The organism is [Clostridium] polysaccharolyticum, assembly GCF_900111595.1.
Classification (GTDB): domain Bacteria; phylum Bacillota; class Clostridia; order Lachnospirales; family Lachnospiraceae; genus Clostridium_AI; species Clostridium_AI polysaccharolyticum.
This window is the reverse complement of the sequence record NZ_FOHN01000033.1, coordinates 16,270-30,674: the sequence shown is the minus strand read 5'-3', so window position 1 is coordinate 30,674 and position 14,405 is coordinate 16,270. Positions and strand designations below refer to the sequence as shown.

The following is a 14,405-nucleotide window of genomic DNA, read 5'->3' as shown; positions in this document are numbered from 1 at the left end:
CCATCTTCTGTTTCCATTGAAGCAATGGGATCTGGCACGATGGTATATGCAAGGACTCTCTCCACAAACTGCTGTGCTGTATATCCACAGCCATTGATTGTGATAATGGGTTCGTTTTGCTGGCAGTATTCCGATTTTTCTGGAGGGAAACTGACGGTTTCATCTGCCCGTATGGACATAGGAACGCTAGATAACATTGTGGAGAAAGCCATAACGGCCGCCAAAGTTTTCTGTAATTTCATAAAATATCCTTTCTGTTGCAAAAGAAGCAACCTAACTTAACATTTTTCCGAATCCATTCATTTTCCTGCTAATTATAGATTGTTTTGGTTTATTATGTCAACTTACAATTTTGGAAAGCTAAAATTTAGTGGTATACCTATCAATCAAAAAAAGCCTGAACGGATAAGGTTTGAAGACTTCCTTACATCCAGGCTTTTTTACTCCCATTACCTATCTTAAAACAACATTTTTGCTTCCATGCAAACTAACAGATATGGTACCCGATCCATGCACTCTTTTAAGACATTCCGCACCATAGAAACGGTTTTTCTCATTTTCTCCAACTCTTTTCGTTCTGGCACAATCTTGCCGTATCGCATCCTAAGATATATGTCTATTGTATCTTTTAACTGTTTTTCTTTTTCTGCAGAATCCAGCTGCATCTTCTGCTTTACCCTGACATAAAACCTGGTTAACGTTTCGCTGTCTTCTCGTACAAATCCCAGTTTTCGAAGATAAAACATAAGCTCTTTTAGCAATTGTGTGCATTGTTCTTCCTCTGTACGGACTCTCCTGCTTCTAAAGATATACATTGCCAAAAATGTTATAAAGAACAATATCAGACCAGCTAACAGCACCCATACTATAAAAAGCAATGTACGAAGCTTTTTCTGGTTTTCAGAATGTCTTGCCTCTATCATAGGTACCTCTTTGGCAACCAATTGCAATGGCAATTGTTCTTCCTTTTTAGGTGTATGCTCATAATAATTTTTTCCACCAGCAGGTTTCCAGCTTCCTTTCTTATTGCCATAACCAGGTGTCGCCTCAAAACGAACCCAGCCAAACCCCGCAAAGTAAGCTTCACACCATGCATGCATACAGTTTCCATCTAATATATAATACTCATCTTTTTCTTTGGAATCCTCCTGAATCACCATCCCCTCCACATAACGGGTAGGGATTCCTATACACCGTCCCATAACAGCCACAGAAGTTGCAAAATAAGTACAATATCCTCTCTGGGTACGAAACAGAAAATCTTCCACAAAATCCTGTTTTTCTTTTACATCCTCCACCTTTTTTGTATAAGGAAACCGTCTTACATACTGACAAATTTCCATCATTTTATCATAAGAGTTCTCACAATCTTTTGTTACCTTAAAAGCAAGTTCTTTCACTTTATCCGAATAAGAACTAGGAAGCTGCAGATTTTTACTAGCAATTTTAGCAGTCCTCTGTCTTAAAACACGGTCTTTTAATGAAGCTTCACCAAGACTTCTAAGATATCCTTTCACCAGCTCACTTTCCAAGTTCACGTCTCTGTAAAAAGCCTGGTACTGATATCCCCTTTTTCTTTTCTTCTGAAAATATAAATTGGCATTCTCTTCGTGGTAATCTTCTGATTTTGAGATCAGTGAAATATCATTTAAATAAGCAGGATAAAATATGGTTTTTGTCTTTAACCGACCGTACCGAATATACAGACTTTCCTCCGAATATACGGTTTCCTCCTTAACTTTTCCCCACTGCTGACTAAGACATGCCTGTTCTAATTCCTTTTTGGCAAGAATATGTTCCTCCTTTACCGAATCATTTTCACCTTCCATGTTACTCCTAATCCATCCATTTCCCGTATAAGTGTCATACACACTGCCAGTCAGATAAATAGAATATCCATTTCTTTTCCTTCCTTTCACCTTCAAAAGAACCGTTGACGAATCCTCTATACTTCCGCCTAACCTGCTCTCCTTCGAATCCTCTCCATTTAACTTATAAGAAAAGAAACTTTTCTCATTGTTTCTGGCATCCTTTATATCTTCTATGAGGGTACAGACATTTTCATACATATGCTGTACCGGATTGACAACAAAACTCCAGTCAAAAGGTGTTTCTTTTACTGGCAGACACAATAATACAACCAGTAAAAGAAAATAAACAGGCATTAACCCCATACTTCTCTGGTTATCCAGTCTTCTTTGGTAAAACTTTGTATGAATCCATTCCGAAACTGCAAGCAAAAAATATACTAAACCCAAAACGAGCAAACAGGAAAAAACAGGTTTATCACAGACTCTTAACACAATACAGGACAGGATCAAAACGCTAGAAACCACACACTTGCCCCAGATATATTTCATGAGAAGAATCAGTAAGATACATTGCCCAAAGCATCCCACATACAGCCAGTCTTGCCTTTCCAGAAAACAAATCTTTCCTATACGCAATATAACTGGCACAGCAACTACAAACAGCAATACTCCTGCCACCAGATTCCACTGTTTTTTCTCCCATACATATAGTATCAGCACCGCAATTCCACAGAAAAATAACAGAAGCAGGAATGATGCAGGTACCTGAAACCAGCTGCACTCCTGAAACCCTAGCAATATAGCAAGTATCAGCGGAAGCCCCTTCTCATATATTATTTTCAAAGCAGCACCCCCTCCTCCAATAGTTTCTTTATATCACTATCAAAAGGCAGGAATATAACAAGAAAACCGAAACATCCAGCCTCCCAGTCTGATGGTTCCTCTCCTGCTACAATTACAGTCACCTTCTGGTTTTTATTTGCCAGCACAGCGGCACACTCCAGAATTTCTTCCCTTAAGGCTAAAGAAAACAATATCACAATCTGGTCCTGTGCTGGCACAAAGCTTTCTAACAATTGACTCGTACTCATTTTTCCACGAAAAAACAGCTGGGCAGTGTTCTGATAAAACTGTTCAAATTCCCTTAATCCACTGATGGAAAATGTCTTTATCTCTCCCTGCTCATAAACCATACTGCATTTTGTATCATTTTTCACGCAGTAATAAGCAATACTCAAAGCAGTTTCTAACATTCTGTCTTCCTTTGCAAGTCGATGCTCTCCTTCTTCCTCAATAAGTTCTAAGTAAATGCCGACTCCCTGTTTTGCTTTATTCATCTGCTTTCTAGTAAACAGTTCCCCATACTTGGCAGTCGCTTTCCAATGGATAAACCGAAGTTCATCACCATGAATATAGGGCCGGATTTCCATATCCATTTCCTTTACTTCAGACTGGCAAAAACAGCTTCCCTGTTTTTCATCTAACGATTCCTCAAGAAAAAAACACTTTTCCAGAACTGTTATTTTCGGTAACACAGTCACCTCATATGGCTCTTTTATAGGATACGTAATTGTAAACAAATGAATAAAATCCGTCACCTGAACACTTTTTACTCCAATAGCATAATTGCCACGGTATCGGCATAACACAGAGGTTTTATAATTCTTCTTTTCCCCTGGAAGCAGATAACACTCCCGAATCGGTTCTACCCCAAGTACAACAGAATTCTCTTCAAAGAAATTTAATTTAATATGCTCGTATGTAATAACATCCTCATTTCCCACTTCTAGCAGATATTCTTCTGGTTCTTCTTTTACTAAAGTTTTATGATGTACTCTCTGGTAAATACGAAATCTTTCATACACATACAGTGTATATCCAAAACAGATAACTGGCACAAGCAATGTGCACTGAAAAATCCGATATGGAATTCTTCCACCATAACAGGTTACAAAGATACTGGATACAATAATAGACAGCAGGATACCAATTCTAACTTGTTTCATATTATCACAAGCACCCCCTATTACTTTAGAGTACAGGAATCTTTGTTTCGTTTTTTATGCTTAAAATAATTCCTTCTTCCGTTATCTTTTTTACTTTTGCCATGGCTGACAACTGGATTCTGTGTGCTAAAACAGGTACGAGAATAGTGACTACATCTTCTGGAATTACATACTCTCTCCCTCTTAAATACGCCATTGCCATAGATGCCTTTACTGCAGCTAGAGTTCCTCTAGGGCTTACTCCCAAGGAGATATTTTCATGGTTCCTTGTCTTCTCCACAAGTTCTAAAATATATTGGATTAAATCTTCATGAATACGGACTTCCTCGACTTCCTTCTGCATAACAGCCAGATCTTTGCTTTCTAGTACATTAGGGATTTCCTCCCACACCAGTTTTTTCACCATCTTTTTTACCATAAGCACCTCTGACTGCCTCTCTGGATAACCAAGGCTTATTTTACAAAAGAAACGGTCAAGCTGTGCTTCTGGAAGCTGGTATGTTCCTAGAAAGCCAACTGGATTCTGGGCAGCTATCACAAAAAAAGGCTCCTGCAGTGGATAAGTCACCCCATCAACCGTTATCTGCTTCTCTTCCATTGCTTCTAGCAATGCTGCTTGTGTCTTTGGAGATGTACGATTTAACTCATCACCTAGCAGAACCTGCGTCATAACAGGCCCCTTCTGATAGACAAAACGCTCTGTCTTCGCATTGTATACAGAATACCCTAGTATATCCGCAGGCAGAGTATCCGGCGTAAACTGTATTCTCCCAAAGCTGCACCCTGTAAGCTTTGCAACCGCTTTTGCCAGCGTAGTTTTCCCTACTCCCGGAACATCTTCTAGCAGCATATGGCCTCCTGCCAGTAAGGATACGCAGACAAGCTCCATCTGCTTTTCCTTGCCTATAAGAATCTGATTCAGTCCCTCCAGAAGGTGTACTAATTTTTCGTGATTTTCTTTTCCCATAATCCACCCCTCTAACAAATGCCAATTTGTCTAGTTATCGTCTCTTACTCCATATTTACCAGCCAGATAATTAATGAACTGCTGTGCCGTACGCCCTGACATTCCACCATGACTTAACTCCCATTTATTTGCCTCCATGCAGATCTCCTGTTCCGTCAGCGTAATATCCGGATAACGTTTTGCAAGACTTGTAACAATATTAAAATACTCTTTTTGATCCGGTTTGGAATAAGAAATGGTTACTCCAAAACGATTTACTAAGGACAGTTTTTCCTGCATAGTCTCTGAACGGTGCAATTCTTCATTACTGGTTCCATCATTCCGGTCACCCCAAGTTTCACGAATCAGGTGCCTGCGGTTGGATGTAGCATAAATCAGCACATTGTCTGGCTTAGTTTCAAGACCGCCCTCAATAATTGCTTTTAAATATTTGTACTCAATCTCAAATTCCTCAAAAGACAAATCATCCATATAAATAATAAAGCGGTAATTTCTGTCCTTAATCTTTTCAATAACCGTTGATAAATCCTGAAACTGGTGTTTGTATATTTCAATCATACGCAAACCCTGATCATAAAATTCATTTAAAATAGCTTTAATAGAAGTCGATTTTCCTGTTCCACTGTCTCCAGTTAAAAGAACATTATTTGATTTTTTTCCTTCCACAAATGCCTTTGTATTATCAATCAGTTTCTGTTTCTGAATTTCATAGCCTATCAAATCGTCTAATTTCACCATATCCGTATTTAAAATAGGTGCAAGTACCACATCTTGATCCTTCTTCTTGATTCGGAATGCCTTATTGAGACCAAACTTTCCAACGCCATAGCTCTTGTAAAAATCTGTAACGTAAACAAGAAAATCTTGTGCATCTTTGGCAGTCTCCAGCTTTTCACTTAACGCACGTACTTTTTCACTTACACTCTTGTTATAGCTTCTTTCCTTTTTCTGGATTGCCTGATACTGCTCTATAATCTGAAAACAGGAAATGCCAAGTGCCTGTTCCATTTTGGAAAAGTCATAATGAAACAGACGATAAATATTTTCGAAATCACTTAATGCAAATGCTAACACAGAACCTTCTCTTTTTCCGTGTTTCTCACAAACAATGCTAAAAGGATTTTCATCTGTTACTAACGAATATGCTATGTAATTATGCCAAAGGTTTTTATCAAATCCATAACGAGTTGCAACATCAAGCAGACAATTCATCTGTTCATATATCTTAGCAACTAGTTCTTTTTTATTATAATCTCCCGATTCATATGTCTCACAAACTGCTGCAAGTTCGTGCAGAATTCCTTCTCTGTCAAAATTCCGGTAAATAATTAACTGATTCACTTCTTTATACATAGTAAGACCTCTCTTTACGATATTTATAAAAACCCCTAGATAGCTCATCTAGCCATCTAAGGGTAAATCCGCCTACATTCTGTCCGGTGCTTCCAAACCTAAAAGATCCATACACTGGTTTAATATACCTGCTGTTAAAGAGATCAATGTAATCCAGCTATCCTGCTGTTCTTTGTTCTCTTCGGAAATAATTTTTGTCTCATGGTAAAACTTGCTGAATGCATTAGATATTTCATACACATACTGGCAAATCTTATGAGGTGCATTTTCCTGATAGGCATTGTACATTACTTCATTAAATTTCACAAGCTCAAGCATTAAGTCACGTTCACTGTCATTAAATGCAGTTTTCATCTTTGCCCCCTGTGGAAGCTGTCCAATTTCATTCTGATATTTGCCTAAGATGGATTTAATTCTTACTATTGTATACAGAATATATGGACCTGTATTTCCTTCAAATGAAGTAAATCGATCTAAATCAAATACATAATCTTTGGAGGCCTGATTAGACAAATCACCATATTTAATGGCAGCAAGACCTACTGCTTTAGCAATATTACGGGCTTCTTCTTCCGAAATTTCACGATTGCTCATTACTTTTTCATAAACCGCTTCGTTAATCTCTTTAATCAGGTTTTCAAGACGCATTACCCCACCATCTCTTGTTTTAAATGGCTTGCCATCTTTTCCATTCATAGTACCGAATCCTAAAAAAGTCAGTTGTGTATCCTCTTCTAAGATTTTTGTTTTCTTTGCACAACGGAATACTTGTGTAAAATACAGTTCCTGTCTCTTATCTACTACATAAATAATTGCATCTGGATTGAATAATTTACGACGTTCTACCATAGTAGCTAAGTCTGTCGTATTATATAAACTCGAACCATCTGATTTTAAAATCATGCAAGGCGGCACTTCTTTTGTATCTGTTTCTTCTTTCACATCTACAACTAAAGCCCCTTCACTGATATGTGCATATCCATTCTCTTTTAAGTATTCAACCATATCTGGAATGTATGGCTGTGCATCGCTTTCCTTTTTCCATAACTCAAAGGACACATTCAGATTATCATAATTCTTCTTTAAGTCTGTAATGGAAACATTTAAAATATGATTCCAAAGTGCCATATATCCACGGTGTCCATTCTGTAACAGATTGGTTGCTTTCATTGCTTCTTCTTTATATTCCGGATGTTCTTTGGAATATGCATTGGCAAATGGATAAATCTCTTCCAGTTCTGAAATAGTAAATGGTGGTTCTTCTGGATATTTTCCTGTATATGCATCATCAAAATACACCAAATCAGGATTACGTTTTCTGAACTCTGTGATAATCAGCCCCATCTGAAGCCCCCAGTCTCCTAAATGAACGTCTCCAATTACGTCATTGCCCATAAATTTCCCAATTCTCTTTATGCTTTCCCCAATAATAGCAGAACGCAAGTGTCCTACATGCAGAGGTTTTGCAACATTTGCACCGCCGTAATCAATTATTACTTTCTTTGGATTTTCCGTTTTTTCACATCCAAAACGTTCATCCTGATTCATTTCATTGACATAGGAAGCCAAAAATGCATCACTTACTTTAATATTAATGAATCCTGGCATGATCGCTGTAATTTCACCAAATGTTCTGCTTTTTTCTAATAATGCCACTACATCATTGGCAATCATAATTGGTGCCTTTTTAAATTTTTTTGCTGCTGCTAATGCACCGTTACACTGATATTGACATAAATCCGGACGATTTGAGATCGTTACGCTGCCATACTCTTTATCATATCCAGCCTTTTCAAATGCATCTTTTACTTCAGCATTCAATAGATCGATAATTTTCTTCATTTTGCTTAAGCCCTTTCTCAAAAAAACATTATACACAACTATACCACAAATTATAAATATTGTCATAGAAAACTTATATTTTTTCTGAAAAAGACTATATTTTTTCTGTTATTTGTTGTATATTATTAGTAACTGAATATGGAAAGGAGACTATGTTATGTTCAGTCATTTCTTTGGAAATTACTTAATTCGTAATAACCTGATTACGAAGCAGCAATTTCATGAAATACTACTCATTCAAAAGACAACGCGAGTTAAGCTTGGATTGATGGCAGTAGCATCCCGACTTCTTACAGTAGAGCAGGCAGATCAGATAAATCAGATACAAGCTACCAAAGATAAACGTTTTGGTGATATAGCAGTAGAAAAAGGATACTTAACGAATGAACAAGTCGATTTTCTACTTAGCCAGCAGGGCAGTCCGTTTATGGCATTTACACAAGCGAGCATCGAAAGTGGTTTTCTCACACTTCAAAAAATAAACGAGATGATGACTGCATTTCAAAACGAATTTTCCATAACAGATGATGTCCTCACCGCAATGAAAGATGGCAGCACCGATGCTTTTACAAAACACTTTTTACGCATTAACGAGCCTCTTTTCTACGAACACTTTTCATTATTTCTTCGCAATATTATTCGATTTATTCAACGTGATATATACTTTGACACAGTTTATTCAGCAGATTCTTATGCATTTGATTATCTTGCAAGTCAAGAACTACAAGGCAATCATAGAATTTTTGTCGGTTTCTCAGGAAACGATGAAGCATTATTCGAAATTGCTAATCCATATGCTGATGAAATATTTAGCGAAGTCGATGAAGATGTTTTCGACGCAATTTGTGAGTTTATTAACTGTGTAAATGGTCTATATGCTAGACAATTGTACGATGAGTCCATTGAGGAAGACATGCTTCCACCAGTATCTTACCAAAACCAGACTATGATAGCCTCTGGAAATTTTTATGTTCTTCCTGTTTATATTAATGACAATAAAGTCGATATTATTATAGCAATAGATCAGAACATATCTTTTAGATAAGAAATTCAAATACAAAATTCGGAGGTTATAATTATGGCAAAGATTCTAATAATAGATGATTCTAAAACATCACGTAAAATATTAAAAAATCTTCTTCAGGCAGAAGGTCACGAAATTGTTGCAGAAGCACAGAACGGAGAGGAAGGCATTAAGAAATTTGAAGAATGCAGACCTGATATTGTTACAATGGACATTACAATGCCTGTAATGGACGGCATCGAAGCTTTACGAAAAATCCGCAATATTGATGTTCACGCAAAAGTAGTTATGGTTACCGCAGCCGGACAAGCCAACAAAATGTATGAAGCAGTTAAATATGGTGCTTCTGAATTTTTAGCAAAACCATTTGAACCAGAACAGATTAGTGAAATCATCAGCCGTATTTTAGAAGACTAAAGCTTTTCATACAAACGTATACATATAAAGCTGCCCCAGCGGATATATAAATCCTCTGCCGGCAGCCTTTTTGTGTTATACTATCAGCAGGAATCAAGAAAGAACTGAAAGGACACCCCACATGTACGCATTTATTACAGGTGCCTCAAGCGGCATCGGAAAAGAACTATCTATCCTATTAGCCCAAAGGGGCTACGACCTTATTCTAGTTGCCAGACGTAAAGATCGTTTAAAAAAATTAAAAGACTCTTTAGAAACTCGTTACCGCTGTAACGTAATTTTAAAGGCCACAGATATTAGCAAAGAAGAAAACTGCCTTGCCCTCATTGAAGATTTAAATCAATATCCAATTGAAGTCATGATTAATAATGCTGGTTTTGGAAAGGTTGGCTATGTTACAGAACAGGATCTGTCTGATAACTTAGATATGATAAAGACTAACCTGATTGCCCCCCACATTTTCACGAGCTGGTTCTGCAGACATGCAAAACATGGATATGTACTCAATGTTTCCAGCATTGCTGCCTTTACTACCCCACCACTGTTTTCCGTATACGGTGCAACCAAATCCTATCTCTATCATTTCAGCACGGCATTAAACTATGAAATGAAACGCCAGAAGAAGCCTATTTCCATTACCACGTTGTGTCCTGGTTCTGTGAAAACAGAATTTTATAAAGATGGTGGAAAACAATCCAATATATGCATTTTGTCAGCCCGAACGTGTGCAGAGCTTGCATTAGACGGTTTATATAAAAAGAAAGCACTGATAGTGCCGACTTTTAGCATGAAAGCGACTTACCTTTTCTGTAAGTTTATGCCAAAAGTCCTAATGCTGCCTATGCAGTACTTTCTCCAAAAAAGCAAAATAAACTCTTAGTTTCTTTCAAATCCATTTGGATGATTTTTGTGCCAGTTCCATGCAGATTCTACAATTGACTCAATATCTGTATATTTTGGTTCCCAGCCAAGGACCGTTCTAGCCTTTTCGCTAGATGCAATTAACTTGGCTGGATCTCCTGCACGTTTCGGAGCGATTTCCGCTCGAATTTCATCACCTGTAACTTTTCTTGCCACATCAATTACTTCTTTTACTGTAAATCCAACACCATTTCCCAAGTTGAAAATGCTGCTTTCTTTTCCATCCATTAAATATTCCACAGCCTTAATGTGTGCGGATGCCAGATCTGTAACATGAATATAGTCACGTACACATGTGCCATCTTTGGTATCATAGTCATCACCGAAGATACTAATGTGAGAGCGTTTTCCCATTGGCACTTGTAAAATAAGCGGAATCAAATGTGTCTCCGGACTATGTGCTTCTCCAATCTGACCACTTACATGAGCACCACATGCATTAAAATAACGTAAAGATACATAACGTAAATGATGTGCCTTGGATGTCCATTTGAACATTTTTTCCATTGCAAGTTTTGTTTCTCCATAAGTATTGGTTGGCTCTGTTTTATCTGTTTCTAAAATCGGGATCCTCTCTGGTTCCCCATAAGTTGCAGCAGTTGAAGAAAATACGATTTTATCTACACCATTGGCAACCATTGCTTCTAATAAAACTTTGGCCCCACAAACATTATTATCATAATACTTTAAAGGATTTATCATGCTTTCTCCTACAAGAGAATTTGCTGCAAAATGAATCACCGCATCAACTTTTTCATCCTGAAATACCTGATTTAAGAAAGAACGGTCTCTGACATCTCCTTTATAAAATACTGCCTTTGGATGTACCGCTTCTAAATGGCCAGTTTCCAGATTATCTACAATTACTACTTTATGCCCATTATCAATTAATTCATATACCGTGTGAGAACCAATATATCCTGCACCACCTAAAACTAAAACCTTCATTCCTTCATTCCCTTTCTGATTATAATTCTTTTGGACCATCTCCTACAGATACTACGTAAAAATCTGCCGCATATCCAATTCTTTTCTTATAATTTTCCCCAACAGCTTCTATCACATCTTTTACCGCATCATTTTTTACAATACTTACGGCACAGCCACCAAAACCAGCACCTGTCATACGAGCACCGATAACACCATTACATTTTAATGTTTCCTCAACCAATGTATCTAATTCAACGCCAGTAACTTCATAATCGTCCCGCAAGGAATTATGGGATTCCACCATAAACTGGCCAAACTTAACCAGATCTTTCTCCTCTAAGGCGTCTACAGCTGCCATCGTCCTCTGGTTTTCATAAACTGCATGTTTCGCACGCTTTCTAAGAACCATGTCTGTGATCACTTCTTTTGATTCTTCAAATTCTTCACAGGTCAGTTCTCCAAGAGACTGAATATCTCTAACGCTTTGAAGCATTTCTAACGCCTTCTGACATTCCATGCGACGCTGGTTATACTTTGAATCCCCTAACTCACGACGCTTATTCGTGTTCATAATAACGATCTTTTCGTCATCTAAACGAATCGGTGCATACCGGTATTCTAATGTTGCAGTATCTAAATAAATTGCTTGATTCTCTTTTCCCATAGCAACCGCAAACTGATCCATAATTCCACAGTTTACCTGATTATACTGATTCTCGGAAAACTGGCTGATCTTTGCAATCTCAATATTTGGCAACGCAAATTCGAACACTTTACTTAATGCATATACTGTAACAACCTCAATTGATGCAGAAGATGACAGTCCTGAACCATTTGGTATATTACCATAATATAAAACATCAAACCCTTTATCAATCTGGAATTCTTTTTGAAACAATGACCAGACGATTCCTGCCGGATACCCCGTCCAGCCTGTAACCTGCTTTTTCTTTACTTCTTGCAGAGTTGTTTCCATAATCCCATCCTCCACAAAATTCATGGAATACAGACGTATTATTTCATCCTGCCTTTTCCTTATAACAGCATATGTCCCTATGGTAAGGGCACATGGAAATACATGGCCGCCATTATAATCTGTATGTTCACCAATAAGATTCACTCTGCCTGGTGCAAAGAAAACCCTTATGTTCCCCTCGTTATCCCCAAACTTTTTTTTAAACTCTTCTAATACTTTTGCCCTCAAGATAACCTCCTATCATCAATAATACCATACATTTTTCATGGTATTTTTTGATACACGATATGCCTTTAGTGTAAATTCCCGAATCAGTTTTCCTTCATTATCATATTCTCCAAATAACTTTTGATCCATTGAATTGATAATACAATTTCTTTCATTTTTGAAAGCAGCTCCACCCTGCTGTGTGCATGGAACCTTATAGGACTGTTCAAGTCCATAATAGCCAGCCTTCTCATCTACTAGATATTTATAATAGTAAGAAGAATCAGCGGATTTTCCTTTTGTACCTGCACTTCTGAACTTTTTCCAATTCACATATGGCACTGCTTTTGCGTAAGCATAATTGTTATTTAGCATCGTTAAATAATACTGCCCCTCTCCAAGTCTGGAACCTGGCTCGTATGCAATACTATTCTGCCCAAACTGGTTCGAAAAGTTATGTACACCTTCTTCCTGCTCTTTTGTATTGCCACTTAAATTGTACCACTTTTCTCCCACATATGCACCCTTTAATAATAAATATTTTTTATTATTAGATTTTTTCCAGAATTCCCTCTCAGAAATAATATATCCAACCTTTGGATATCCACTTGTCACATGGTTAATCCGAATGATAGAGGATAACGCACTGGAACTTACTACAATATCGCTGCTATCCACTCTATCCAGTGAATTTAAATCAATCCAGTTTAATGGTCTGGTTCTATCTTTCTTTTCAGCCTGCTCTTTCTCCTTTCGGAACAATGCAGCAAAGTCTACGATCTTCGTAACCTTCCCATCCTTAAGCAAGACTGAAATAACCTTATCACCAACAGTATTCGATTTAGCATCAGATACCAGACACCAGAGCTGACCGTATCCATTATAGATAAAATCATGATACAAACGGTATTGTCCTAGTGGATATACCTTTTCCACTTTCCCTAAGGAGGATACCTTGGCAAAACTGTTATCAGAACAGCTGTAAATCAGACTGTCATCCACTATTTCAAGTCTGTCTGTCCGATAATTCTTAATTGGAATTACGCTTCTGATAACACCAGAATTATCGTAAAGCGGAATGCACCTATGTGCATTTTTATCTCCACTCTGATACCCGCTGATACAGTATAGTCCCTCACTTATGATCTTCTCACTTTTCCCATCTTCGTAGGAAAGTTTTGTTCTTACTGGTTCTTTCAGCTTATCCACATAAAAATCAAAATAGGACTTTTGAATAAGCTTTCCTTTTTCGTTGTATTTGCGAAGTACCACGTAATTCTGATACCCTGGGACAAATCCTGTCAGCTGATACTCATGTACCCTAGTCAGATTTCCTTCTTTGTGATTGTTCAAAGTTCTCGTAAAAGCTGGTATGTGACTGTCATCTACTTGTATCGTGTATGTAATATATGTGTTTTCTTCGTCCCGAAAATAACAGTAGAGAGAAAGTTTATTGGTTCCAAATGGATTCCAGATAAGCAAGGGACTTTCAAAAGAATAATGCCCTCTCCTTTTATACTGATCCAGCTTTTCTTCTGTGTCTTTTGAACATTTAACATCATAAATTTCTTTCATGCTTTTCTTAGGAAAAGCAATGATACCATCTTTCTTCCCAATCGCCAAATGCCTTGAACCAGCATCGTTTATATTTTGTTTATTAAGCGAATCTGTAACCAAATCCAGTTCTTTTGACTGTTCTCCTGCATTTCTCCCCTTTGGGATAAGAAAAAACACAGCAAGGATTAAACCAATTAAAACAGCACTAGTTACCATTGTCTTAATTACTAATTTCTTCATAAGCATCTCCTTATTTCTATTTCCTTATCTTTGCCTATTATAGCAAATTTCGACTGTAAAAAAAAGAGGGCTTAAAAACAAAGTGCCGTTGCCTTTATATTTCTCCAGTCTTTTGGAAAAAACTAAAAAGAGCCTCACAGATATTAAACCTATG

The 14,405-nt window shown here is 37.4% G+C and carries 12 protein-coding genes; 3 read left to right on the top strand and 9 right to left on the bottom strand.

Going from position 1 to position 14,405, the window contains the following annotated elements; genetic code table 11:
* From BMY85_RS14015 to argS, 6 genes are all read right to left on the bottom strand, one after another.
* Positions 1-242, bottom strand: a 242-nt coding sequence (locus BMY85_RS14015; RefSeq protein WP_143066398.1) for a hypothetical protein, incomplete at its 3' end; no start/stop codon positions are given.
* A 216-nt stretch (positions 243-458) separates the two neighbouring features.
* On the bottom strand, positions 459-2,654 hold the full coding sequence (locus BMY85_RS14010; protein ID WP_092478893.1) for a transglutaminase-like domain-containing protein: 2,196 nt from the start codon (positions 2,652-2,654) through the stop codon (positions 459-461).
* Entirely contained in the window at positions 2,651-3,817 is a 1,167-nt protein-coding gene (locus BMY85_RS14005; protein ID WP_092478892.1) for a DUF58 domain-containing protein, read from the bottom strand. The genes BMY85_RS14010 and BMY85_RS14005 overlap by 4 nt, the downstream gene beginning before the upstream one ends.
* A gap of 25 nt (positions 3,818-3,842) precedes the next feature.
* Entirely contained in the window at positions 3,843-4,784 is a 942-nt protein-coding gene (locus BMY85_RS14000; RefSeq protein WP_092478891.1) for an AAA family ATPase, read from the bottom strand.
* A 30-nt stretch (positions 4,785-4,814) separates the two neighbouring features.
* Complete coding sequence (locus BMY85_RS13995; protein WP_092478890.1) at positions 4,815-6,137, bottom strand: ATP-binding protein; 1,323 nt, start codon at positions 6,135-6,137, stop codon at positions 4,815-4,817.
* Positions 6,138-6,209: 72 nt separating this feature from the next.
* Positions 6,210-7,979 (bottom strand): arginine--tRNA ligase, encoded by a 1,770-nt coding sequence (gene argS, locus BMY85_RS13990; protein ID WP_092478889.1) that lies wholly within the window; start codon positions 7,977-7,979, stop codon positions 6,210-6,212.
* Positions 7,980-8,136: 157 nt separating this feature from the next.
* On the opposite strand from argS, the gene BMY85_RS13985 reads away from it, so the two are divergent.
* The 3 genes from BMY85_RS13985 (at position 8,137) to BMY85_RS13975 (ending at position 10,300) form a co-directional block, all read left to right on the top strand.
* Complete coding sequence (locus BMY85_RS13985) at positions 8,137-9,024, top strand: chemotaxis protein CheX (RefSeq protein ID WP_092478888.1); 888 nt, start codon at positions 8,137-8,139, stop codon at positions 9,022-9,024.
* A 33-nt stretch (positions 9,025-9,057) separates the two neighbouring features.
* A complete protein-coding gene (locus BMY85_RS13980) occupies positions 9,058-9,420 on the top strand; it encodes a response regulator (RefSeq protein ID WP_092478887.1) in 363 nt (120 codons plus the stop codon).
* A 121-nt stretch (positions 9,421-9,541) separates the two neighbouring features.
* On the top strand, positions 9,542-10,300 hold the full coding sequence (locus BMY85_RS13975) for an SDR family NAD(P)-dependent oxidoreductase (RefSeq protein ID WP_092478886.1): 759 nt from the start codon (positions 9,542-9,544) through the stop codon (positions 10,298-10,300).
* On the opposite strand, the gene galE is transcribed toward BMY85_RS13975, so the two are convergent.
* From galE to BMY85_RS13960, 3 genes are read right to left on the bottom strand one after another with little or no spacing between them, the layout of a single operon-like run.
* A complete protein-coding gene (galE, locus tag BMY85_RS13970; RefSeq protein WP_092478894.1) occupies positions 10,297-11,289 on the bottom strand; it encodes a UDP-glucose 4-epimerase GalE in 993 nt (330 codons plus the stop codon). The genes BMY85_RS13975 and galE overlap by 4 nt on opposite strands.
* A 19-nt stretch (positions 11,290-11,308) precedes the next feature.
* Positions 11,309-12,475 carry a galactokinase gene (locus tag BMY85_RS13965; protein ID WP_092478885.1) on the bottom strand — a complete coding sequence of 389 codons (1,167 nt, stop codon included), beginning with the start codon at positions 12,473-12,475 and terminating at the stop codon, positions 11,309-11,311.
* A gap of 15 nt (positions 12,476-12,490) precedes the next feature.
* Entirely contained in the window at positions 12,491-14,251 is a 1,761-nt protein-coding gene (locus BMY85_RS13960) for an aryl-sulfate sulfotransferase (protein WP_177180803.1), read from the bottom strand.
* Positions 14,252-14,405: the final 154 nt, after the last annotated feature.

Excerpts from the sequence above, each read along its gene's own strand:
- BMY85_RS13975 (WP_092478886.1), top strand. The coding sequence starts at position 9,542 with ATGTACGCATTTATTACAGGTGCCTCAAGCGGCATCGGAAAAGAACTA.
- argS (WP_092478889.1), bottom strand. The coding sequence starts at position 7,979 with ATGAAGAAAATTATCGATCTATTGAATGCTGAAGTAAAAGATGCATTT.
- BMY85_RS13980 (WP_092478887.1), top strand. The coding sequence starts at position 9,058 with ATGGCAAAGATTCTAATAATAGATGATTCTAAAACATCACGTAAAATA.
- BMY85_RS14005 (WP_092478892.1), bottom strand. The coding sequence starts at position 3,817 with ATGAAACAAGTTAGAATTGGTATCCTGCTGTCTATTATTGTATCCAGT.
- BMY85_RS13995 (WP_092478890.1), bottom strand. The coding sequence starts at position 6,137 with ATGTATAAAGAAGTGAATCAGTTAATTATTTACCGGAATTTTGACAGA.
- BMY85_RS13960 (WP_177180803.1), bottom strand. The coding sequence starts at position 14,251 with ATGAAGAAATTAGTAATTAAGACAATGGTAACTAGTGCTGTTTTAATT.
- galE (WP_092478894.1), bottom strand. The coding sequence starts at position 11,289 with ATGAAGGTTTTAGTTTTAGGTGGTGCAGGATATATTGGTTCTCACACG.
- BMY85_RS13985 (WP_092478888.1), top strand. The coding sequence starts at position 8,137 with ATGTTCAGTCATTTCTTTGGAAATTACTTAATTCGTAATAACCTGATT.
- BMY85_RS14000 (WP_092478891.1), bottom strand. The coding sequence starts at position 4,784 with ATGGGAAAAGAAAATCACGAAAAATTAGTACACCTTCTGGAGGGACTG.